Source organism: Paenibacillus sp., from assembly GCF_048976745.1.
Lineage (GTDB): Bacteria > Bacillota > Bacilli > Paenibacillales > Paenibacillaceae > Paenibacillus.
The window spans coordinates 537,526-558,767 of sequence record NZ_JBHGUU010000004.1; the positions used below are offsets into that span (position 1 = coordinate 537,526).

Sequence of the window (21,242 nt, forward strand, 5' to 3'; positions counted from 1 at the left end):
AATGGGTAACAACATTTCCAAAGATGCGCTGAATGCAATCAACAAGAAAACGGGTAAAACGATAACAGAAGGTGCCGTCAAAAAATTGGCAAGCACGGTGAAACCAACGACGATTCAGAATGAAGCTCAGTTGCGCCAATTGATCAAACAAGTATCCGCCATGGCGAAAGTTCCGGTATCTGAGGATACGGTTAAGGATATTGTGAGTGCGGTCAAAAAAAGCGGATTGAATCCGAGCAGTATGGAATCGTTAATGAAAATGATGATGAAAAAATAATAGATCACGCCTGCTTGTGCAGGTGATCCAGTAAGACAAAAAGACGAGTCGGCTCCTGTCGGCTTGCTTTTTTGTCTTTTTTTTGGAAAGTTGAGCTGGATTTCGTGTTATAATGGTTGCAATTGTCACAGTGTCAGTGATGAATATTGGACTGAAGGGGAGACTGCTGGATTATGAGCGCAATGGACAAGATGTGGCTGTCTTTGGTCGCCATCCTCATTATGGGACTATCTGTATTCCTGATTACGTTTGCTCGTGCCAAAACAAAAGGTATTGTACGGGGGATTCTTTCCTTAATTGCATTTTTGATTATGCTGATTGGCTTTTTCGGTGGAATCGCTTCTCTGACCTGATTTCCTATGCCTGAAGGATAACATCCGCATAAGCACATCATAAGAACTGACACAATGAACACGGATGAGGGGAGTGTGAGCCTATGGGGCCGCATGATACGGAGGGTCGGACAGAGCGTTATCCGGAATTACACGCGGCTTTGCTGGAAACGGCCAAAGCCTGGAACACACAGCCACAGACATGGTTGCTTGGAGGAAGTTGTGGGTTGTTACTTCAAGGGGTGGAACTGCAACAGGCTCCCAGAGATATTGATATCTATGCGGATGTTGCTGCTGCTAAGGAACTTCACCGAATCGCTCCGGGGGAAATGCTTGACGAGCCTACAGTGGATAAAACAGGACCTTATGCTTCTCTGCTAAGCCACTATCAGGTGGGTGAATGTGCGCTGGAACTGGTGGGTGGTTTCGAAATATGGGCTCGCAAAAGTTGGTACCGTATCGAGATTGAACATGTACTCGCTCCGCATGCACCAGTAGCACAAGTGGGTTCATACACTCTGCGACTGATGCCGCTTGCGCATGAGCTGTTGTTTAATCTGCTGCGAGGTCGAGAAGATCGTTATGTACCCATTGCGTCACAGATGCGTCAGCATCCACATGCACATCAACCTATAATGATGCTTTTAAGTCAACAAAATGTATGGACAAGCCGCTTCAGAGCAGAAGTGGAAGAACTTGTTGGCTTTACATGGTCACCGTAGGTTGAGGGAGGAAAATAATGGACTATAAAGTTACTTTTTTACCCATGAACAAATCGATAACGCTCAAACCAGGGGCAACACTTCTGCATGCAGCACGACGTGCCGGAGTTAAGATTATGACCCGATGTGATGGTAAAGCGGCTTGCTTGATGTGTAAGGTGAATGTGGACGAAGAGCATCGGGCGGAACTGTATCCACCAACTGATGCAGAAAAGCGGAAGCTGGGTTCACTGTTGGAAGCTGGTACACGATTGTCCTGTCAGGCCAAGGTGTGTGGAGCACTATCGGTTCATGTTCCAGAGGACCCGCTGAAGGCAGCCATTCGGAAACAACTGGAACGTCAGCAACAGGAAGATGACTGGTTCTGAGCGTTATGAAATTGATTCTCTAATGAGTTATTCAAGGAGGACATGGATGATTAGGAACAAGCCAAAATGTGTTGAAGGAAGCGGGCGGCAGCGTCTGAAATATCAGATGGGCGGTCTGCTGTTATTCCTGTTGTTTGCATTTACAGCAAGTGGCTGTATGTATCCATCGCAGAGCAATTCAGACCCTAAGATAGCTTATCGGGAAAGTGTGAGCCGTATCCAGAGTGCGGTAGAGGCATTCCAGCAAGATGAGGGGATTTTACCAATCATTAATGCAGATATGGAAACGCCAAAATATGAAAAGTTCAGAGTGGATCTGCCCAAGTTGAAACAACTGGGGTATCTGGATGAAATACCGGGAACCGCATTTGAAAGTGGTGGTAGCGCTTACTTTCTTATCCAGGATGAAGAAGTAAATCCCACCGTTAAAGTGATGGACCTTCTGACCGTACAGAAAGTGAATGATGTGCAGCGAATGGTTAATCAATATAAGTCCGTACATAACAATAAGCTGCCAAGTAGGGAAGAACTGTATCCGGGGTTATATGCTGTGGATATGGAGCAAGCGGCACAGGCAGGTACTCCTTCCATAACGTTGAATAGTGTGTATTCCGGTCAGGCGTTACCTTTTATGATGGATGATGAAGGACAGGTCTATGTAGATTATGCTTTTGACATTATGCAGGCCGTGGAGAAGTCTGACGTGTCTCCAGTTGAGACAGAAGATGTTCGGGATTTTCTGTTGGAGCACTCCTACTTCGTACCCGTTAAATCGGTTCCCTATGCTTGGCAAAATAATGCGCCGATTGCCCAGCCCATAAAATAAGCATGGTTGACATTCAACTGATCTAGCTGAATGATTACCATGGCTCTAATGGTTCAAAAAGAGATATTCCAAATAAGGGATATCTCTTTTTTTCTTTTGTCAATATGAGCAGTAACGGTCATAAAAGCTTCACGGATCACATAAAGTAGATTGAAATAAAGACGCGCAGTCCGAGATCGGGGGATTCTCCTAATGTCATCACCATAAGATAAAAAAACAAAAATACGCGTCATATTGCCGCATACGGATACATAAGATGATACTAGTCCAATTGCATGTACGAGTTAACGCCGCTCTCGCCGGTTTCATCAGAATGCAACGTTCGGCGGCGGACGACTTCCGGGCACTCACAAAGGCGGCTCTACCGTTGCAGGGATTTCAGTCTTCTGATTGAAAAAACGAAGCGGATGCTCTTTAGCATTTTTCCTTCGGAGTAATTTAGGGAGGGGATTTCATTGGAGAAAGTGGACATTTTTAAGGACATAGCTGAGCGGACCGGAGGGGATATTTATCTCGGGGTTGTCGGCGCAGTCCGGACGGGAAAATCAACATTTATTAAACGATTCATGGAAACGATCGTATTGCCTAACATCACAAGCGAGGCTGATCGTGCCCGTGCAGTGGATGAACTTCCACAAAGTGCAGCAGGCAAAACCATCATGACCACCGAACCAAAATTCGTACCAAATAACGCAGTCCAGATCAAGGTGGCAGAAGGACTCGATGTCAATGTACGCCTTGTGGATTGTGTAGGTTACGCGGTGGAAGGAGCCAAGGGATACGAGGATGAGAATGGTCCACGCATGATCTCCACGCCTTGGTTCGAGGAGCCTATTCCATTCCAGGAAGCCGCAGAGATTGGTACTCGCAAAGTCATTCAGGAGCATTCCACACTGGGTGTTGTGGTCACAACAGATGGCACCATTGCCGAAATTGCCCGCAGTTCCTATGTGGAATCCGAAGAACGGGTTATTGCAGAGTTAAAAGAAGTGGGTAAGCCGTTTGTCCTGGTCATCAACTCCACTCGTCCTCGCAGTGAAGAAGCCCTGCAATTGCGTAGTGAACTTGCTGCCAAATACGACATTCCGGTGATGACACTCAGTGCTGCGACCATGACGGAAGATGATGTGACGGGTGTACTTCGCGAAGTGCTCTATGAGTTCCCTGTGCATGAAGTGAATGTAAACCTGCCGAGCTGGGTTATGGTGCTGAACGAGACTCACTGGCTGCGCAGCAACTATGAAAATTCTGTACGGGATACCGTCAAGGATATTCGCAGACTTCGTGACGTCGATCGGGTTGTCGCTCAGTTCATGGAATATGAATTCATTGATCGCGCAGGCCTAAGCGGCATGAATATGGGGCAGGGTGTAGCTGAAATTGACCTGTACGCTCCGGATGAACTGTATGATCAGATTCTCGTTGAAGTGGTTGGCATCGAGATTCGCGGCAAAGATCATCTGCTGCAATTAATGCAGGAGTTCTCGCATGCGAAGAGAGAATACGATCGCTTCGCAGAAGCACTGGAAATGGTCAAAACGACTGGATACGGCATTGCGGCTCCATCTCTCGCAGAGATGGCTCTGGATGAACCTGAGCTCATTCGTCAGGGCACCAAATTTGGCGTTCGCCTGAAAGCAACGGCACCGTCGATTCACATGATCCGGGTTGATGTGGAATCGGAGTTTGCTCCAATCATCGGAACGGAGAAACAAAGTGAGGAACTGGTAAGATACCTGATGCAGGACTTCGAGAACGATCCGATCAAGGTATGGGATTCAGACATGTTTGGCCGTTCACTGCACTCCATCGTGCGAGAAGGGATTCAGGGCAAGATTGCCATGATGCCGGATAATGCAAGATACAAATTGCAAGAAACGCTGGGAAGAATCATTAACGAAGGTTCAGGTGGCTTAATCGCTATCATTCTGTAAGACATCAAAAGACCGTAAGGGGCATCCCCTCACGGTCTTTTTTATGTGATTTCTTTATTTTGGATGAAATGGATGTAAAGATTAAAGTTTTCGAAAAAACTTAGCGAGTTTTAGCTTTAAATTGCTAAAACCCATTTACATACTAGGGATTAGCCGTTATATTAATATTCAACTATTGTGATCGAGATCACAGAGAGTGGACAGGGGGAGACAGAGATGAAAAGAAAAGAGACAAAATGGGTATGGTTGAGTGTGTTGTTAGTATTTACATTGGCGCTGTCCGCTTGCGGAATCAAAAAGGAACCAGCAGCAACTCCGGCTTCGGGTGCATCAGATGAAACACCAAAAACGGAAGCAGTTACAGGCCCTCTAAGCGGCAAGCGTATTGCACTTATTATGGAGTTTAATACAGGTACTTTCTCGCAGCAATATGTACAGGGTGTGAAAGAAGAAATCGAAAAATTCGGTGGAGAACTGACAACCTTTGTTGCCGATAATGACAAAGCAAAGATGGTATCCTTGCTTGATAGTGCAATTAATCAGAAATTTGATGCCATTCTCACGGATCACGGGGATTCCCTGTTAGAGCCAGGCGTGAAGAAGGCAGTAGAACAGAACATTCCAGTGGTTGTGTTCGACGCAGCGATTAGTGTTCCAGGAGCTACAGTGCTGTCGCAGGATGACCAGAAAATGGCTGAGTTGACGCTGGAGCAAATGAAAAAAGATATCAATGGACAAGGCAACATCGTTAAAGTATGGGTAGCTGGTTTTGCACCGATGGAACGCCGTCAGGTTGCATACGGTGAATTCATGAAAGCAAACCCCGACATCAAGGAAATAGCTACATTCGGTTCAGCACAGAACCCGGCGCTGGATACTCAAGCCAAAATGGAAGCTATCCTCAAGCAATATCCAAAAGGTGAGATTACAGCTGTGTGGGCTGCATGGGACGAGTTCGCCAAAGGTGCAGCACGTGCCATTCAACAAGCTGGACGTGACGAGATCAAAGTGTATGGTATCGATATGAGTGACGAGGATCTGCAAATGATTCAGGACCCTAAGAATCCTTGGGTCGCTTCTGCTGCAGTGGATCCAACGGATATCGGTCGTGTCCAAGTCCGTTATGCTTATCAGAAACTGAACGGGGATGAGACAGAAGATGCAGTTGTTCTTAACCCGGTCTACGTTCAACGTGAAGCCCTGCCAGATAAACAAATCTCCACTTCAGAGCTGTCAGAGTTCGTTGAAGGTTGGGGTGGCAGCACACAAGGAATCAAGGACTGGATGAGTGAATACGGAATTACTGCTAAATAAGCAGCGTATGGGAAGCGCGCCGCAAGGCGCGCTTTTTTCAAACATACTGAAGGTATGTGGGCCTGGATGAAAAAAAGGGATGCTCCCGGAAGGGAACGATTGGAGGTTAACATCATGAGCACTGCACCGATTCTGCTTCAAATGGAACATATCCACAAGCAGTTTTCAGGTATTCCTGCACTGAAGGATGTGGATTTCTCTGTAAAAGGCGGGGAGATTCATGCGCTGCTCGGTGCCAATGGTGCCGGTAAGAGCACGTTAATGAAAATTTTGTCCGGTGCCTATCCATTGGATCAGGGAACGATTCAGTTGAGTGGACAAGCGCTTCATTTAAGTTCTCCGGGAGACGCGAAGGCAAGTGGGATTCACTGTGTCTATCAGGAAGTGGATGCGGCACTGGTGCCACAGCTGACGGCTGCGGAGAACATCATGTTGGATCAGCTGGCTTCATCTGCCGGGGGTTGGTGGAAAAGCCCGCGGAAGCTGCAACAGCGCGCGGTTGAGGCGTTGAAGCAATTAGGGGCGGACATATCCGTTCACCAAAAAGTGGCCGATCTGACGCTTGCAGAAAAACAAATGATACTGCTCGCACGGATTTTGATTCAGGATGCCAAGGTCATCATTTTTGACGAACCTACTGCACCGCTGAGTCAGGAAGAAACGGATGCATTTTTCCGGATTGTACACCTGTTGAAGGAACGGGGTGTAGCCTGCATTTTTATTACCCATCGTCTTGCTGAAGTGACGGGTCACTGTGATCGCGTTACGGTTATGAGAGATGGACAACATGTATTTACCAGTGAAGCAAAGGGACTGACGATCAATGATTTGGTTACTCAGATGCTGGGCAAACCGTTTGAAGAAGAATTTCCGAAGACGGAAGCGCCCGTGGGGGAGCTGCTATTGGAGGCACGTGGGCTTCGTCGTGGAGTGAAGGTCAAAGGTGTTGACCTTTCTGTACGCCGAGGTGAAGTTCTCGCTGTGGTGGGTCTGGTAGGCGCGGGTAAAACGGAAAGCTCTCGATTGCTGATTGGTGCAGATCGGCTGGAGGGAGGCGAGATCCGGCTTAACAACCGTAATCTCCGCCTGTCTCAGCCTGCGGATGCGGCGGCTCTCGGAATTGTTTCTGTACCGGAGGAGCGACGTAAACAAGGTATCCTGATTCAGGAGAACGTGGAACGGAATTTAAGTTTACCTTTGCTAAGCCGTCTCAGTACATTAGGTTTCGTAAGCCGCAAGCGGGAACGTCTGAATGCAGAGTCATTGGTAAAACAGCTTGGAATTAAAACATCGTCCGTGAAGCAGGAAGTAAAATATCTAAGCGGTGGTAATCAGCAGAAAGTAGCCATTGGTAAATGGCTTAATGCGGATGCGGATGTATTTATATTTGATGAGCCAACCAAAGGCGTAGATATTGGGGCAAAAAGTGACATTTTCCGCATCATCAATGAACTGGCTTTGGCGGGCAAGGGAGTAATTTATTTCACCTGTGAACTGGATGAAGGCATGGGAATTGGCGACCGAATTGCTGTCATGTGCGAGGGTGTTATCGTAAAAGAGTTCAAACGAGGCGAGACTAACCAAGAACAGCTGCTATACTATGCAAGCGGTGGACAAGAGGTGCAATCATGAAGGATAAATCACTGGATTTTGCGTTCCGTTATGGGGCGATTATAGTCATCATAGGTGTTATTGCATTTTTCGGCATTAAATTGCCTTATTTCTTTACGTACAGCAACTTGACCGATATTTTGGGCTCGATTTCAATCGTTACGTTTGTAGCGATTGGTGTTACGTTATCTCTCATTGTTGATGGATTTGATCTCTCGGTAGGGGCGACGGTCTCATTGACCACTGTCGTTACTGCTTCGTTAATGATTTGGTATCAACAGCCACTGGCGATTGTCATTATTGTACCACTGATTATCGGGGCTGTTATTGGTTTACTGAACGCTTTGCTCATTGTAAAACTGCGCATTCCGGATTTGCTGGCAACCCTTGCCACGATGTACATTATCGGAGGTATTCACAAAACGTATGCACAGGGATATACCATTTACAATCATATGCAGTTCCCTGACGGGAGCAAAGCTGCGGGAGAGATGGACCCGACATTTCTGCTTATAGGGCAGGGTAAATGGCTGGGTATGCCGATATCAGTTATCCTGCTGCTTATTGCAGTAATAGGTGTGCATATCTTTTTGACGTATACGAAATATGGGCGCCAAATGTACATTACAGGCGGGAATGAGGAAGCTGCAAGGTTGTCTGGAATCAAGGTGAAAAAGGTGCGTACACTCGCCTATGTAGCCGCTGGAGTGTTTGCAGCAATCGGTGGTATCATCTATGCTTCCAAAGTAGGATCTGGGCAAATTGATGCCGGATCACCGTTGTTAATGGAATCGGTAGCCGCAGTATTTGTCGGTTTCTCTGTATTTGGCGCGGGTAAACCCAATGTCATCGGAACCTTCATCGGTTCGGTTCTGATTGGTGTTCTTGTGAACGGGTTAACGATGATGAACGTACAGTATTTCACGCATGATATTGTAAAAGGTGGGGTTCTCGTGCTTGCCCTGGCGGTTACATTTTACGTCTTAAACCGCAACCGGACTTGAAATTGTGGGCTGTCTGTATTAGTATGAAATTTGTTCGGCGTCTGAAATGCCCGTGGTTTCAGGCGACATTCTGCCGAAAATGACTGTTGACCGCAGGCGGAGATTTGTGTTCATCGCTCAAGATGTACGTAGATTTTTTGCGTATGAACGTATATTTCGCTATAAAACGGAAACACAGTATAACATTCAGGACATTGATACAGGAGGTGAAAAACAAATGAACAAATCAGACTTGATTACACACGTATCTGAAGCGACTGAATTGTCCAAGAAAGATGTAACGAAAGCGGTTGATGCCGTATTCGAAGCAATCTCTGAGGCTCTTCAAAGCGGAGATAAAGTACAATTGGTTGGTTTTGGGAACTTCGAAGTTCGCGAGCGCTCTGCACGTAAAGGACGCAACCCGCAAACAGGTGAAGAAATCGAAATTCCTGCGAGCAAAATTCCTGCATTCAAACCAGGTAAAGCGCTCAAAGACGGAATTAAATAAGATTTCTACATATTCCATATGTCGACAAAAAGACCGTGACTTGTTCACGGCCTTTTCTTTTGCCCTTTAACGATGATTCCTGCGGCTATCCGAGTGCTCAGGATCATTCGGTTGCCCGGTATAAGCAACCAGAATCAGTTCTTCGCCAGCAGCTGCAGACAGATGCTGTTCGATTTCCTTTAACTGATGAATATGCTCGTCTGTAAGTGCGGCAGGGGTGTACTTCATGCAGATTCTCCTTTCTGTGGCTGTACAACTATAGTATGACCCGAGGGTAGCCGATTCTTGCGGTTCATTCATATAAGGTGCAGGTTGACAAATACATCAATCTTAATCATCATTAACGCTATCGAACTAAAGAAGGGGACATGCGTGATGGATCATCCAACCGGCAATGATTATATTGTAATTAAGGCAGAGGAAAATGGTGTCCAGGTGATCGGATTAACCCGAGGTCAGGATACACGTTTTCACCACACCGAGAAATTGGACAAAGGTGAAGTAATGTTTGCCCAATTTACCACCCATACTTCTGCTATTAAAATCCGGGGCAAAGCCACGCTGATTACCAAGCATGGACAGATTGAATCGGAGTAATGGACAGATTGAATACAATCAAATGAAGATTGCAGGCATAGCCTGCTTTTTTTCATTGTACAATGAGGTATGAGCCTTTACCGGACAGACTACACTAACAGGTAAAGGCAGGGAGGCGTATATGAAACCGCGGATGATTGTTACTGCTTCAATCCTGGCAACGGTTGCGGCGGTCTTTCTGCTTGTTGCGATACAAACCTTACATATGCGTACATGGGGCGGGGAAAACGTACAACCTGTCTCTGCATCACATCATCCAGGTCAGCTAACGAATGATAATCTGGTTGATGTCTTAAGCTCCATGCAACTATCTACCCCCATTGCAAGAGTGGAGTGGAAACAGTCCATTTTGACACTGGACCTCAAAGTTAAAGGAACGGGTACAAGTTACACTGAAATCTATGAGAATATGGCAGCTGTGGCGGATCTGGGCTTTCGGAGTCTGGATAACGTGGATCAGGTGCTGCTGCGTGTGATGGCAGAAGATGAATGGATGCATAAACGACATCTGTTACTTGCTGCCGATATTCGGCGTGGAGAATGGCCCCTGTATGCAATTGAAACATTACGGAACTGGAAAAGTGCGACCTTTTCAGATGAATTGAAGGACTGGTTTCATTTGATGGAGACCGAACTCTGGAAGAAGCAATTCGAAATGACAAGTCAGGGGTAATAGAATAGCAGGATTCAGTGCGTGCCCGATCAACATATGCTATAATATATAAGATTGTAGTGCAGAAATGGTTTAACAATGTTAAGGCTCGGAGGCTGAGAATGAATTCATATCGCGTACCCCAACTAGCAAAGAAATATACGGATTACGACATGATTCGACAACATACGGAAATCCCATCATTTCCGGATAGCCGGGCACGTCTGCTGCAGGTATTTGTGGGCCGCACAGACGAAAAGGTGCATCAAGAGTTATATGCTCTTGCCACTTCGCTCGTTCAGTTGGCCATGGATACGCATGATCGAATCGATACGATTTCCGGTGAGCGGAGAGAGCAGGAGATGCGTTCACGCCAGTTGAATGTACTCGCCGGGGATTATTTAAGTAGCCGTTTTTATCAATTGCTCGCCCAAGCGGGCAGAATTGAAATGATTGGCAAACTCAGTGGTGCTGTATCCGGAGTGAATGCACGCAAGATGACGCTGTATGAACGGATGAAGAAGCTTCTCGTTTCGGCTGACGAATACTTGCGTGAAACGGTACAGCTGAGGATGCAGCTGTTTCTTTCATTTACAGGCATGATTCAACATAACGAAGAGACATTATGGAACAGCCTGTTGACCGAATTCAGCTCCTGCGAAACGATCGTGGAAGAACTGAAACGGATGAATGACGAAAAACAATATCTTCACAGCTATGCATACTGGCACATATACGAGCAAGGTAATGACGATGAGCGCAATGTGTTGCGTCAGTCTGAGCCGGATGCACGTGCATGGAACGCTATGGTGCTGAAGCATAGGGTTGGTGAGGTTTTGCTGGACAAGCTTCGCGAGTGTACACACCGCATTCAACTGTTGTTGCAAGACGAGGAAGGGCGGAAGGGTTTGCAGGAGATACATGCAATTCTTGAGCCTTACTTGGCATATTTGCAGCCTTCACATGCGGCAGTAAGGGAAGATTGAGGGGGAGACAGACGAATGGGGAGCGGAGAGACCAAACCGAAAGAAGAGTATGTCCATTCGGTTTTTCAGAGTATAGCCGGAAAATATGATGTCATGAATGATATCTTAAGTTTCCGCAGGCATAAGGCTTGGCGCAAATTCACCATGAAAAAGATGAATATGTCCAAAGGTGACACCGGTCTTGATTTGTGCTGCGGCACATGTGACTGGACGCTTGCTATGGCAGAGGCAAGTGAAACGGGGCACATGCACGGACTTGATTTCAGCAGCAACATGCTGGAAGTTGGCCAGACAAAGATCAATGCGGTGCAGCGTCAGAAGCAGATTACCCTGACACAGGGAAATGCCATGTCACTTCCTTTTGAAGACAATTCATTTGATTATGTGACCATCGGATTCGGACTACGCAATGTACCTGACCTCAGACAAGTGTTGTCTGAAATGAAACGTGTGGTCAAACCGGGCGGTATGGTTGTGTGTCTGGAATTGTCCAAGCCAACATGGCAGCCGTTCAAAGGCATTTATTATTTTTATTTTGAGAAGGTTTTACCGAATCTTGCCAAAGTGTTTGCTAAAAGTTTTGAGCAGTACAAATGGCTGCCGGACTCTCTGGCCATTTTTCCGGGAAGGAAGGAACTGGCAGACATTTTTGAAGAAACTGGATTACAACAAGTGCAGGCCTACCCTCTGACCGGAGGTATTGCGGCACTGCATATTGGAACCAAGGAGAATCAGCATGTTTAGGAAAATTCGCATCTTTTTAGAAATGATCAAGATTGAACACACGCTTTTTGCTTTACCCTTTGCATTTATGGGGGCCATTCTAGGCTCCATGGTAGTGAATGATACCTTCCCAAGCTGGATGCAGATCATGTGGGTATTGCTTGCGATGGTCGGTGCACGTAGTGCAGCATTCGGTTTGAACCGGATCATTGACCAAGCGATTGATGGCAAAAATCCACGTACCGCAATGAGAGCAATTCCGGCCGGACTGTTGAAAAATGGGGAAGTTGTTATATTTGTCATTATCTCATTTATACTGTTATTCTGGGCCTCATCCAATCTTAATGTATTATCCATGCAGTTGTTACCCATTGCTGTGTTTATGCTGGTACTGTACTCGTATACCAAACGATTCACATGGTTATGCCACGTCGTTCTTGGAATGACGATTGGTTTGGCACCACTTGGTGGCTGGGTGGCTGTAACAGGGACGATGGATTGGACAGCGATTGTGCTGTACGTTACGATTGTATTCTGGACAGCGGGCTTTGATATCATCTACGCTTGTCAGGATCTGGAATTCGATCAGGGAGAAGGCCTTCATTCCATACCTTCCCGTTTTGGCCTGGTCAAATCATTGCAAATCGCTAAGTTCTTCCATGTGATTACTGCCATTGGTTTTCTTGTTTTATTGTTGATAACAGATCTGAGCTGGTGGTATGGCGCAGGCATGTTGGTAACGTATGGTATTCTTTTCTATCAACACTATATTGTATCGCCTAATGATATGAGCCGTGTTCAAACGGCGTTTTTTACCATGAACAGTTTGCTTAGTATAATCGTATTTACGTTCACTCTGATTGATCTGGCGGTGAAATAAATGGTGCAGCAGCCGGACAATAAACGACTGGTTGTCGGAATTACCGGAGCGAGTGGCAGCATATATGGCATTCGATTAATTGAAACGCTGCTTGATTTGGAATATAACGTTCATCTGGTCATATCCAATGCAGGGTGGCGTGTACTGAAAGAAGAATTGGACTGGGATGTGACGAATCGGGACGCGGTGCTGGAAGAAAAATTCGGCAACCGTGCCGGTTCTCTGATCTATCATCCTGTGAGTGATATAGGGGCCTCCATTGCAAGTGGTTCCTATCTGGCCGATGGCATGATTATCATGCCATGTTCTATGGGAACTCTGTCCTCCATCGCGCAGGGATCGTCGGATAATCTAATGTCCCGTGCAGCTGATGTGATGATGAAAGAGGGAAGAACATTGATTCTGGTGCCACGTGAGACGCCTCTTCATGCAATCCATCTGGAGAACATGCTGAAGCTTTCTCGTCTTGGTGTACGAATGATACCGGCAATGCCTGCTTTTTATTACAAACCTCAGACGTTGGATGAGTTGATTCTGTTTTTGGTGGGGAAAGTGCTGGATAGCTTGCGGATCCCACATCAACTGTTTACAAGATGGGGAGAACCGGATGAAAGGGGATAACGACTGAGTTCGATACAAGGCTGTTTTTTGCCAAAGTGTTGCTCGGTTTATTTGTCCCCCGATCCCCGGGGTATTGGTGAGTGCTGATGGTGATTCTTCATGAACCACAGTCTTGACCCATGCTCCGGCAACTTCTGTATTTTGTTTCAGAACAAGTCGCAGAGTTTAATTCCCGGGTGTCGGCCATGACATTTGGAGAAGAAGATCACGTTAGATTTCCTTATAGAAAAACACAAGCAAGAACGGTAAGCCGGGTTTTTCGTCATGCCTGCAGGCCCGACTTGCTGGAGGGGAAGGTAAGCATGGATTTATGGACTGACAATACGCTGATACGGGTGAACGAATGAAACTATTGGATATTTTCGGGTTGTTAAAAAAGGACATGGATTACATTGAGAAAGAGTTGTATCGCAGTGTTCGAGGAGAACAGAAGCTGCTGAGTGAAACGTCGCTTCATCTGCTCAAAGCAGGAGGAAAACGGTTGCGGCCCGTTTTTGTATTACTTGGCGGGAAATTTGGTACATACGACATTGAACGTCTGAAGCTGGTCGCGGTTCCGTTGGAACTCATTCATTCCGCGTCCCTCGTTCACGATGATGTGATTGATAATGCGGAGACACGCCGAGGCAAACCCACGGTGAAGTCAAAATGGGATAATCGGATTGCCATGTACACTGGAGACTATATCTACGGTAAGGCACTTGAAATGACTGCCGGATTATCCGATCCAGCGATTCATCGTATCCTTGCCAAAGCCATGGTACAGATGTCCATTGGTGAAATGGAGCAAATTCGCGACTTTTTCAATACGGGACAAAGTGTTCGTAACTATCTGCTGCGGATTCGCCGCAAGACGGCACTTCTGATTGCAGTTAGCTGTCAGTTAGGGGCATTGGCCACACGTGCGCCTGAGCATGTATCTTCCCTGCTGTATACGTACGGATACAATGTGGGGATGGCTTTCCAGATTCAAGATGATGTACTTGATCTGGTAGGTACCGAGAAACAACTTGGCAAGCCACCTGGCAGTGACATGAAGCAAGGGAATATCACGCTTCCTGTACTTTATGCCTTAGAAGAATCCGATCTGCGGGAACCTTTGCTTCAGGAGATTTCCCGTGTCCAGCATGAAGATGGACGGGCAAGTGCATCGGATGCAATTGGAATGATTCGCCAAAGTCAAGGAATTGCTAAAGCAGAAGCCCTTGCTGACCGATATATGAAGAAAGCGCTCGATGCTCTCGATCAGCTACCTAACATCAAGACGACCAAAAACCTGCGTGATATCGCTCATTTTGTGGTTAAACGTACGCATTAAACTTGGTATGATCTTCGACTCTCAGATCGCTCATACCCAAAGATGAACATAACTGTGAGATTCCTCATTGGGAGGATTTGGACATATATGTTACAATCAGAGGGATTGCGTTTACATAGTGATTAACTTTGAACCGTGAGTGAGGAGTGAGCTGATGGATCGTACATTTTTGATGGTGAAGCCGGATGGCGTGCAGCGTGGATTGATCGGTCGAATTATTAGCCGTCTGGAAGACAAGGGATTTAAGTTGGTGGCAGGCAAATTGGTGCAGATGTCTGAGGATCAGGCAAAACGCCATTATGCTGAACATGAGGGTAAACCATTTTTCGATGATTTGGTTCGTTTTATCACATCTGGGCCTGTATTTGCCATGGTGTGGGAAGGGGACGATATTGTGACGCTTGCGCGCATCGTCATCGGAAAAACTAATGTGAAGGAAGCAGCTCCGGGTACCATTCGTGGAGACTTCGCCAGCCACACACCACACAATCTGATTCATGGGGCAGATTCACCGGAAAGTGCTTCCCGTGAAGCAGCAAATTTCTTTGCTTCAGATGAACTGGTGGTATACGACAAGAGCATCGCAGCCTGGTTGTAATTATTAGCCAAAAGGGTGATACACGATGCTGGAGCAAGAACAACTACTAGACCCGGATTACACCGGATTCATTCGTAAAATCAAAGAGAGCACAGGCATTGATCTTGCTCAATACAAGGAAGGCCAGATGAAAAGAAGGCTGACCACACTTCGCAACAAAAACGGGTTTCATACATTTTCTAACTTTTTTGATGCTATGCAGAAAGATAAATCATTGTTCTACGAATTCCTTGATCGTATGACCATTAACGTGTCGGAATTCTGGCGTAATCCCAATCGTTGGGAAGTGCTGCGGGACGAGATCCTGCCTGAGCTGCTGGGATCCAAACGTCGTGTCAAAGTCTGGAGTGCAGCCTGTTCAACAGGTGAAGAACCTTACACACTCGCCATGATTCTGGACACGATGGGCATTTTGAAGGAAAGCTCTATTACGGCAAGTGATCTGGATGAAGGTGCATTGGCCAAAGCCAAGGAAGGGCGTTATATGGAACGCTCGCTTAAGGATGTGCCAAAGGAAACGGCGAACCGTTACTTCAAGCAGGATGGCTTGGTATACCGTATTGATGAGCAACTTAAAAATTCGATCAAGTTCATGAAACAAAATTTGCTGGTGGACCGATTTGACGATGGGTACGATCTGATTGTGTGCCGGAATGTCATGATCTATTTTACCGAGGAAGCCAAAAACCTGTTGTATCACAAATTTGCAGCAAGTTTGCGTCCAGGCGGTATTTTGTTTGTGGGCAGTACGGAGCAGATCTTCTCCCCGGGACAATACGGTCTGGAGACAGCAGAGACATTTTTCTATCGGAAAAAATAACGATAATGGTTGTTCAGCCGTCTGAAGCACATGTACATGTGTTCAGGCGGTTATTTGTATACCAAGTACAACAAAGAGCCGACTTTCTTGTCAAAGCCGGTCAGCTATACTATAATAAGCAAAGAAATTATGGGATTTTAGCAATGTGAAGTTTAACAGTTTAAAGGGGGAACGTATTATGAGTTTACGCTATTTAACCGCAGGGGAGACGCACGGACCCCAATTGACCGCTATTATTGAAGGATTGCCAAGTAATTTGACGATTGATTTTGAAGAACTGAATTTCCAGCTTCACCGCCGACAAAAGGGATATGGCCGTGGACGCCGGATGCAGATCGAGAAGGATCAGGCGAATTTCGTTGGTGGTATCCGTCACGGATATACAACAGGTGCTCCGGTAGCACTGGTTGTTCAAAATAACGACTGGAAACATTGGCAGAATATTATGAATATTGAGCCGATTGAAGGCAGTGACGAAGAGAAACGTCGCGTTCATCGTCCTCGTCCGGGACACGCTGATCTGAACGGTGGACTCAAGTACAATCTCAAAGACTTGCGTAACGTATTGGAGCGCTCCAGTGCACGTGAGACAACGGTACGTGTGGCCTGTGGTGCCATTGCACGTCAATTCCTGGCTGAATTCGGAATCAAGGTAGCTGGACGTGTACTTCGTATTGGTGAGATCGAAGCTCCTTATCAGGACCTTCCGATTGATGAACTGATCGCTGTGACAGAAGCTTCATCTGTACGTGTTACGGATGCTGAGACAGAGAAGAAGATGGAAGCCTACATTGACCAGATTAAACAAGAAGGTGATTCCATCGGAGGAATCGTGGAATGTATCGTTGAAGGTGTACCTATTGGTCTGGGTAGTTATGTTCAATACGATCGCAAGCTGGATGCACGAATTGCTCAAGGCGTAATGTCCATTAATGCATTCAAAGGTGTAGAGATTGGTATCGGATTCGAAGCCGGAGTCATCCGCGGATCACAGGTGCATGATGAGATCATGCATACGGATGAACGTGGCTACCACCGGGCAACGAACCGTTTGGGTGGATTCGAAGGTGGTATGACGAACGGTATGCCAGTGGTTGTACGTGGTGTGATGAAGCCGATCCCAACGTTGTATAAGCCACTGCAAAGTGTCGATATTGATACAAAAGAAGCATTTACGGCTCAGGTTGAGCGTTCAGACGCTTGTGCTGTACCAGCCGCGAGTGTCGTGATGGAGCATGTTGTAGCGTGGGAAATTGCCAAGGCATTCCTGGAGAAATTCGGCGGGGATTCCATGGAAGAGATCCGTGCTAATGTTGCCAGCTATAACGCTCAACTGGAGAATTACTAATATGCGTCAGCTGACGGTACAGTTGGAGGAACGCTCATATCCGATTCTGATTGGTAGCGGCCTATTGGCACAAGCCCCTCAATATTTTGAGCAATATGGCTTAACCAAAAAAAGTCCGTTACTCATCATTACAGATGAAAATGTGGCTCCCAAATACTTGTCAGGTTTGGAGCAAACGCTGCGTACGGCTGGTTATTCAGTCGTATCGGCGGTTGTGCCCTCTGGCGAAACATCGAAATCCCTTTCGGTGTACCAGGATATGATGACTGTTGCTATTGAAGGCAAACTGGATCGGAGTTCTGCGATTCTGGCGCTAGGTGGTGGTGTCGTAGGCGATCTGGCTGGCTTTGTTGCCGCTACATATATGCGTGGAATCAAGTTTGTTCAAGTACCTACAACGATTTTGGCGCATGACAGCAGTGTAGGCGGCAAGGTGGCTGTCAATCATCCGCTGGCTAAAAATATGATCGGTGCATTCCACCAGCCCGAGCTTGTACTTTATGATGTGGACACACTTCAATCCTTGCCGCCACGAGATGTTTCGGCAGGTTTGTCAGAGATGCTGAAGCACGGGCTGATCCGTGATGAGGCTTTTGCACATTGGTGTGAGGAGCATGCGGAAGAGTTGCTTGCGCTTAATCCGGAAGCACTGGGATACGGCTTGGAGCGCGGGTGTGGTATTAAGGCAGAGATTGTATCCAGAGACGAACGTGAGAATGGAGAACGTGCGTTGTTGAACCTGGGACATACGATTGGTCATGCCATTGAAGCGATTGCCGGTTATGGAGAATTCCTGCACGGAGAAGCGATTTCCATCGGTATGGCTGGTTCAGCATTGCTGGGTGAGAAGCTCGGTGCGCCAGCAGGGCTATATGATGATACAGTCCGCATGTTGCGTTCACTTCGCCTTCCGACAACGATGCCTGCGCATCTGGACACGGATGCATTAATGGAAGCGATGATGCATGACAAAAAGTTCCGTGAAGGTCATATGGTGTTCATCGTTCCTGATCGGATTGGGGCTGCAAGAATTGTGAAGGACGTTCCTGTATCGGCAGTTCGGGACGTCATTGAATTGCTCAGGAAGGGAGAATAACAGCAATGGTCACACGGGGAATTCGCGGGGCTACAACAGTCACGCAGAACAACGAAGAACAGATTTTGAAGGAAACAGCTGTATTGTTGCAGGAGATCGTGGATCGCAATGAGATCCAACCGGAAGATATCTGCAGTGTGTGGATTACATTAACTGGGGATCTGGATGCTGCGTTCCCGGCAAAAGCGATCCGCCAGCTGGATGGCTGGGAGCTCGTACCACTCATGTGCGCACTGGAGGTTCCGGTTAAAGGTGCCTTGGCACAGTGCATTCGTTTCATGGTGCATGTGAATACGAACAAAGCTCAGAATGAAATCAACCATGTATATCTGAACGGAGCACAGGCATTACGTCCGGATTTGGCAGCACCTTCTGGCTCATAAGTAATTGGGTTGTCAAACGGAACATAATGATGTATAGTGAGAACCAGTTGAGTAGAGTAGAGATTGAGCTGAGAGCAGCTGAGCTAGTTGAGTATATAGCAGAGTCCAGTGGGTGGTAACCGGGGCAACAGAAACCGGTCAACTGATTCACGGTACGTCGTGCTACGGAATAGGTAACAGGAGCAGGGAAAACAAACGTGTCATAGGACATTTTGTTTTGATATATTTTGTTATAAACACAATTAATGTACATTCCTATATTTCACAAAATATTGGAATGATTAGTTGAAGTGTTATAACTGAATTTATTTACCCGATTGGATGATGTGAGATGCATCCATTCAACGACCTGTGAATAATCCGAGAGCGAAGTATAGGGACTTGTTATTTATGAAACATCACCCTGTTAAATACAGCTTATAACCAAACCTCTACCTGATGGTAGAGGTTTTTTTCATTGTATATTAAATCGTTTCTTCTTCCCCTATAAGTTCAACTAATCTTTTACACAATAACGAAGAGGACAGAAATAACGTGAAGAAGCGAAGCGTTCGCCTAAAAGCTTTCTGAAAGAAAGCTACATCGGAAGCATACACTATCCCCGGATTTTCCCTTTAGAAAGGGAATCAAAAAAATCTGGGGATAACAGCGATCGGAAGGTTGTTCTGTCATCGGAGTGCTCAGTGTAACCTCTTTAGTTGAACTTACCTAAATCTGAAAGGACGTGATCTGATGATAACGCCAAACGTTAATCAAGTACTGAAAATGTCGAATGAGTATAATCTGATTCCGGTAGTCAAACGGATTCTGGCAGATATGGAGACGCCGATTCGAATATTCCGCCGTTATGCTGACAACGACCGGGCATTCCTGTTGGAAAGTGTAGAGGGGGGGATCCAATGGGCGAGATACTCGTTCATCGGTACAGATCCGTTCCTGATGATTTCGGCCAAGAAGGGTCGGATTGTTGTAGAAGAAGCGGGGAAAACGCGTGAATTGCCAGGCAAACCGATCGAAGAACTGAAAGCACTGCTGCGTAAGTATCGCAGTCCCAAAGATGATGAACTGCCACCATTCACAGGAGGGGCAATCGGTTTCTTCGGATATGATCTGCTCTCCTATTATGAGAAGCTTCCGGCTCACGCGCTGGATGACCTGAATATGGATGACATTCGTTTTATGTTCTGCGACCAGATTATTGTGTTTGACCATGTGAAGCAGCAGATGCTGCTCGTCGGTAATGTACACGTCAAGGACGGTGCAACGGATGATGAGATACGTCAAGCGTATGAAGTGACTTCGGAGAAGCTGGAGCAGGCCGCAGAACGCTTGCAGCAGCAAGGACCAGGGGAGAACCTGAATCCGCGTTCCATTCCGGGAGATGTGGAACTGGGGGATATTCGCTCCAACCTCACGAAGGAGCAATTTATCGGTAATGTGGAGCAAGCCAAAGATTACATTCGCGCAGGGGATATTTTTCAAGTGGTATTGTCCCAGCGTTTCCACATTGATACGGAAGTTTCTCCACTTCACGTGTATCGCGTGCTTCGGACTCTGAATCCATCTCCCTATATGTACTATCTCAAAATGGATGATGAGATTATCGTGGGTACTTCGCCTGAAGCGCTGGTCAAAGTGGACGGGAATCGTGTGGAGACACGTCCGATTGCAGGCACACGTCCAAGGGGAGCAACAGAAGCGGAAGATCGTGCACTCGCTGCTGATCTGCTTCAGGATGAGAAAGAACGCGCGGAGCATCTGATGCTGGTTGATTTGGGTCGTAATGATCTGGGCCGGGTATCCAGCTTCGGCAGTGTGAAGTGTGACATGTTCATGGAGATTGAACGGTATTCTCATGTGATGCACATGGTGTCCAACGTTACGGGCGAGCTTAGAGAAGACAAGGACTTTTTCGATGCGTTCCTCTCATGCTTGCCAGCAGGTACCGTATCCGGTGCACCGAAACTGCGTGCAATGGAGATTATCGCTGAACTGGAGAAAGAGGCACGGGGGGCCTATGCAGGAGCAATCGGATACCTTGGTTTCTCGGGTAACATGGACTCCTGTATTACAATTCGTACGATTATTTTCAAAAAAGAAAAAGCATATGTACAGGCCGGAGCGGGAATCGTATGGGATTCTGTGCCTGAGAAGGAATATGAGGAAACAGTTAACAAAGCTAAAGCTTTGCTCAAGGCGATTCGAACAGCAGAAGCTATGTTTCCTGCCAAAGAAAAGGACAACACGTTGAGACTGGCGAATGCAGACTACTTTGTCACACCAGCGGCCGCTAAGAACTGAGAGAGGAGAGACCGGAGATGAACATAAACCCAATAATGAAT

At 46.7% G+C, this 21,242-nt stretch carries 24 protein-coding genes; 23 read left to right on the forward strand and 1 reads right to left on the reverse strand.

What is annotated here, in order from left to right; translation table 11 throughout:
- Window position 1 precedes the first annotated feature (1 nt).
- The 10 genes from ACE3K2_RS03290 to ACE3K2_RS03335 all read left to right on the forward strand — a co-directional run bounded on the left by ACE3K2_RS03290 (window position 2) and on the right by ACE3K2_RS03335 (window position 8,878).
- On the forward strand, window positions 2-277 hold the full coding sequence (locus ACE3K2_RS03290) for a stage VI sporulation protein F (RefSeq protein ID WP_017687687.1): 276 nt from the start codon (window positions 2-4) through the stop codon (window positions 275-277).
- A gap of 173 nt (window positions 278-450) precedes the next feature.
- Window positions 451-630: a DUF2768 family protein gene (locus ACE3K2_RS03295; RefSeq protein ID WP_017687688.1), complete on the forward strand. Its 180-nt coding sequence runs from the start codon at window positions 451-453 to the stop codon at window positions 628-630.
- Between the two features lie 83 nt (window positions 631-713).
- Window positions 714-1,331 carry a hypothetical protein gene (locus ACE3K2_RS03300; RefSeq protein ID WP_421886649.1) on the forward strand — a complete coding sequence of 206 codons (618 nt, stop codon included), beginning with the start codon at window positions 714-716 and terminating at the stop codon, window positions 1,329-1,331.
- Window positions 1,332-1,348: 17 nt separating this feature from the next.
- Window positions 1,349-1,699, forward strand: a complete 351-nt coding sequence (locus ACE3K2_RS03305; protein WP_421886652.1) for a 2Fe-2S iron-sulfur cluster-binding protein — start codon at window positions 1,349-1,351, stop codon at window positions 1,697-1,699.
- 46 nt (window positions 1,700-1,745) lie between these two features.
- Window positions 1,746-2,525 (forward strand): hypothetical protein, encoded by a 780-nt coding sequence (locus ACE3K2_RS03310; RefSeq protein WP_421886655.1) that lies wholly within the window; start codon window positions 1,746-1,748, stop codon window positions 2,523-2,525.
- A gap of 455 nt (window positions 2,526-2,980) precedes the next feature.
- Window positions 2,981-4,459 (forward strand): stage IV sporulation protein A, encoded by a 1,479-nt coding sequence (gene spoIVA, locus ACE3K2_RS03315; protein ID WP_091018048.1) that lies wholly within the window; start codon window positions 2,981-2,983, stop codon window positions 4,457-4,459.
- A gap of 216 nt (window positions 4,460-4,675) precedes the next feature.
- The gene (locus ACE3K2_RS03320) at window positions 4,676-5,773 is read left to right on the forward strand and encodes a sugar ABC transporter substrate-binding protein (protein WP_421886658.1); all 1,098 of its coding nucleotides are present in this window, start codon (window positions 4,676-4,678) and stop codon (window positions 5,771-5,773) included.
- A 114-nt stretch (window positions 5,774-5,887) separates the two neighbouring features.
- The gene (locus ACE3K2_RS03325; RefSeq protein WP_421886662.1) at window positions 5,888-7,405 is read left to right on the forward strand and encodes a sugar ABC transporter ATP-binding protein; all 1,518 of its coding nucleotides are present in this window, start codon (window positions 5,888-5,890) and stop codon (window positions 7,403-7,405) included.
- Window positions 7,402-8,388 carry an ABC transporter permease gene (locus tag ACE3K2_RS03330; protein WP_062835197.1) on the forward strand — a complete coding sequence of 329 codons (987 nt, stop codon included), beginning with the start codon at window positions 7,402-7,404 and terminating at the stop codon, window positions 8,386-8,388. Before ACE3K2_RS03325 ends, ACE3K2_RS03330 begins: the two co-directional genes overlap by 4 nt.
- Before the next feature lie 217 nt (window positions 8,389-8,605).
- On the forward strand, window positions 8,606-8,878 hold the full coding sequence (locus tag ACE3K2_RS03335) for an HU family DNA-binding protein (protein ID WP_024630670.1): 273 nt from the start codon (window positions 8,606-8,608) through the stop codon (window positions 8,876-8,878).
- A gap of 66 nt (window positions 8,879-8,944) precedes the next feature.
- On the opposite strand, the gene ACE3K2_RS03340 is transcribed toward ACE3K2_RS03335, so the two are convergent.
- On the reverse strand, window positions 8,945-9,106 hold the full coding sequence (locus ACE3K2_RS03340; protein ID WP_421886666.1) for a hypothetical protein: 162 nt from the start codon (window positions 9,104-9,106) through the stop codon (window positions 8,945-8,947).
- 147 nt (window positions 9,107-9,253) lie between these two features.
- Between ACE3K2_RS03340 and mtrB the strand changes: the two genes are divergently transcribed.
- The 13 genes from mtrB to trpE all read left to right on the forward strand — a co-directional run bounded on the left by mtrB (window position 9,254) and on the right by trpE (window position 21,201).
- Entirely contained in the window at window positions 9,254-9,475 is a 222-nt protein-coding gene (mtrB, locus tag ACE3K2_RS03345) for a trp RNA-binding attenuation protein MtrB (protein WP_017687697.1), read from the forward strand.
- A gap of 121 nt (window positions 9,476-9,596) precedes the next feature.
- Window positions 9,597-10,148 (forward strand): hypothetical protein, encoded by a 552-nt coding sequence (locus ACE3K2_RS03350; protein ID WP_421886669.1) that lies wholly within the window; start codon window positions 9,597-9,599, stop codon window positions 10,146-10,148.
- A gap of 101 nt (window positions 10,149-10,249) precedes the next feature.
- Window positions 10,250-11,113 carry a heptaprenyl diphosphate synthase component 1 gene (locus tag ACE3K2_RS03355; RefSeq protein WP_421886671.1) on the forward strand — a complete coding sequence of 288 codons (864 nt, stop codon included), beginning with the start codon at window positions 10,250-10,252 and terminating at the stop codon, window positions 11,111-11,113.
- A 15-nt stretch (window positions 11,114-11,128) separates the two neighbouring features.
- Window positions 11,129-11,857 (forward strand): demethylmenaquinone methyltransferase, encoded by a 729-nt coding sequence (locus ACE3K2_RS03360; RefSeq protein ID WP_421886674.1) that lies wholly within the window; start codon window positions 11,129-11,131, stop codon window positions 11,855-11,857.
- The gene (locus tag ACE3K2_RS03365) at window positions 11,850-12,716 is read left to right on the forward strand and encodes a UbiA-like polyprenyltransferase (protein ID WP_421886676.1); all 867 of its coding nucleotides are present in this window, start codon (window positions 11,850-11,852) and stop codon (window positions 12,714-12,716) included. The genes ACE3K2_RS03360 and ACE3K2_RS03365 overlap by 8 nt, the downstream gene beginning before the upstream one ends.
- The gene (locus ACE3K2_RS03370; RefSeq protein WP_421886679.1) at window positions 12,717-13,337 is read left to right on the forward strand and encodes a UbiX family flavin prenyltransferase; all 621 of its coding nucleotides are present in this window, start codon (window positions 12,717-12,719) and stop codon (window positions 13,335-13,337) included.
- Window positions 13,338-13,680: 343 nt separating this feature from the next.
- Entirely contained in the window at window positions 13,681-14,655 is a 975-nt protein-coding gene (locus ACE3K2_RS03375; RefSeq protein ID WP_421886682.1) for a polyprenyl synthetase family protein, read from the forward strand.
- Between the two features lie 154 nt (window positions 14,656-14,809).
- The gene (gene ndk / locus ACE3K2_RS03380) at window positions 14,810-15,253 is read left to right on the forward strand and encodes a nucleoside-diphosphate kinase (RefSeq protein ID WP_421886684.1); all 444 of its coding nucleotides are present in this window, start codon (window positions 14,810-14,812) and stop codon (window positions 15,251-15,253) included.
- Window positions 15,254-15,278: 25 nt separating this feature from the next.
- The gene (locus ACE3K2_RS03385; RefSeq protein WP_339307322.1) at window positions 15,279-16,073 is read left to right on the forward strand and encodes a protein-glutamate O-methyltransferase CheR; all 795 of its coding nucleotides are present in this window, start codon (window positions 15,279-15,281) and stop codon (window positions 16,071-16,073) included.
- A 178-nt stretch (window positions 16,074-16,251) separates the two neighbouring features.
- Complete coding sequence (gene aroC, locus ACE3K2_RS03390; RefSeq protein ID WP_017687707.1) at window positions 16,252-17,421, forward strand: chorismate synthase; 1,170 nt, start codon at window positions 16,252-16,254, stop codon at window positions 17,419-17,421.
- A 1-nt stretch (window position 17,422) separates the two neighbouring features.
- Window positions 17,423-18,517, forward strand: a complete 1,095-nt coding sequence (gene aroB, locus ACE3K2_RS03395) for a 3-dehydroquinate synthase (protein ID WP_421886687.1) — start codon at window positions 17,423-17,425, stop codon at window positions 18,515-18,517.
- 5 nt (window positions 18,518-18,522) lie between these two features.
- Window positions 18,523-18,900 carry a chorismate mutase gene (gene aroH, locus ACE3K2_RS03400; protein ID WP_047843558.1) on the forward strand — a complete coding sequence of 126 codons (378 nt, stop codon included), beginning with the start codon at window positions 18,523-18,525 and terminating at the stop codon, window positions 18,898-18,900.
- A 732-nt stretch (window positions 18,901-19,632) separates the two neighbouring features.
- Window positions 19,633-21,201, forward strand: a complete 1,569-nt coding sequence (gene trpE / locus ACE3K2_RS03405) for an anthranilate synthase component I (protein WP_421886692.1) — start codon at window positions 19,633-19,635, stop codon at window positions 21,199-21,201.
- Window positions 21,202-21,242: the final 41 nt, after the last annotated feature.